Genomic DNA, 2,040 nt, shown 5'->3' with positions numbered 1-2,040 from the left:
GGCTCGCGACCACGGCGCTTCGCGAGGCCGCGCGTCGCAAGAAGAAGCTCGTCGAGCGCGACGTACTCGCACGCGTGCTCGACACCGACTCCGCCGCTCTTTAGGCCACTCCCATCACCGGGCGCGCTCGCTGACGCTCGCGCTCGGTGATGCCCATCAACCAGGCGGCTCGCTCGTCCATCAACCAGCCCGCCTCGCAACAGTGATGACCGCCGAGAGGACTTCCACCTGTCGCTCCTTCACCTCGGCGTGGACCTCATGCTCTTCCGGAGGCTGTGCCCGTTTTGTTAGGCGCCACAAGCCTGCCTAATCATTTTCACTTGCCTTTCGCATCGCTTCAATTCCCTTGCGGTCGAGTCGAGCTGTCCCTCCTCCTGGAATCGGAAGCGTCACTTCCGCAGACGCCCCAAGAAGGGCAGCAGCCAATCGATCAACCGCAGTCTGGTCTTGCTTCGGCACATCCGGAACAAAAAGCCCTGCGCTGAGCCGATCTATCAATGCAATCGGCGTCTCCGTCCCCTTTATCTCTTTCCACTCTAGGGCTGTCTCAACCAACCAACTGGCTCGATCAAGGTCAAGCCCAAGACGCTTTAGGCGAAACTCCTCTGACGCATGCTGCTCAAACCAGCGATTGCTCCACCTGATATGGAAAACCACAGCACTAACAAGCCCGGCAGTCAGAATAGATTGCTTTGCCCCAAGAAACGCCCAGGCAATGGTCGACAACTCTGCGTCATCAACTAGCAACATGAAATTAAAAACAGTCGAAGCAACAACCAGCAATAGCAGGACGATAATCAAGAGATAACTGGCATTTCTGACGGGATTGCGCAACTCCTGAGTCCCATTCGTAAGGCCAAACTTCTCAGCGCTCGCCTGGAGTTCTCTCTTCTGCTCTCGTCGGATGTCTCGACGAACATGGCGCGAGTCCCTGTCGTCGATCTCGGCAATACGGCGATCGACTTCCTTCTCGCGCAATTCCAAGTGCTTCTCTCGCTCCTGAATCACTGCCAGCAATCGTTGTTTTTCAGTCGTGCCTTCTGTCTCAACCGCAAGACGACGTAAGCGATACTCCTCCTCCAGTTGAACTCGGACGGTGGCAGTACTCTCCGCCAATTGCGCAACCAAGGTTCTTCCGAGTTCTTCGACTTTGAGTAACTCCACCTCGCGTCGCTCCAGAAAGCGCTTGGTCTCTTTCCCAACAATCGATGCGATCCCGTCTCGTGCATCGAGAGCCTTTAGATGTCTCTTCAATACCGCAACGAGATGAATCATGGCTGCGACAACCTCCTTCCCCTCCCCCGCGCCTCCAAGTCCATTAAGTTCAAGATTGATAATGTCGGCAGCCCCATTGCCATTTCTCTGCAGCTTCACAACGAAGCCACGGTCGCCATACAGGCAGTGGAGTGCCAGATTGACGATTGACATTGAGTCATCTGGCAGCAATTTCAATATTCGTCTTAAATCTTCCTCACCCTCCGACTTTGGTGAAATCCCAGGACCAATGTCGAGCGAAGCTTCCGCCGCGCGAACCTTGATTCCCGAGCGCACCACTTCGCTATCTGCAAAAACCTTCAAAAATGCCGAGATTGCATGGTGGTCGCTCTGCCGCTGCACGTTAAATGAAGTATTAGCCCATGCCATGAGAACCCCTCTGCTGCCGCAAACACCGGCGAACAGCGACACCTAGCACATTCAAAATATCTGCCACCCCATGCTGCAAATGCCGATTGCGTAGCTCTTGCATCGATTATAGACAGAATCCACTCGAACAGCAGGGAGGGTCACAGGTGCCCCGGGGCGTGGCCTCCCGCTGCCACTAAGAGTGCCTAACAAAACGGGCACAGCCTCCGGAAGAGCATGAGGTCCACGCCGAGGTGAAGGAGCGACAGGTGGAAGTCCTCTCGGCGGTCATCACGGATGCGCAGGCGGCGAAAGCGGTGCAGATGAGCGAGCCTCTGTTCCACCTTCCACCTGTAGCGTCCCAGCTTCTCGCTGGACTCGATTCCCGGCTTGGCGATGCGGGGAACGATGCTTCGC

Annotated in this window: 1 protein-coding gene and 1 pseudogene; both read right to left on the bottom strand. The window is 56.1% G+C overall.

The annotated features are described in order from the left end of the window. Nucleotides 1-306 precede the first annotated feature (306 nt). Entirely contained in the window at nt 307-1,686 is a 1,380-nt protein-coding gene (locus FL311_RS42805; RefSeq protein ID WP_141333393.1) for a hypothetical protein, read from the bottom strand. Between the two features lie 143 nt (nt 1,687-1,829). Continuing rightward, nucleotides 1,830-2,040: pseudogene (locus FL311_RS42800) on the bottom strand (IS5/IS1182 family transposase); the annotation flags it as partial.

The sequence above is a fragment of the Myxococcus sp. AB025B genome (genome assembly GCF_006518215.1).
Taxonomy (GTDB): Bacteria; Myxococcota; Myxococcia; order Myxococcales; family Myxococcaceae; genus Myxococcus; species Myxococcus fulvus.
This window is presented reverse-complemented; position numbering and strand designations above follow the sequence as displayed.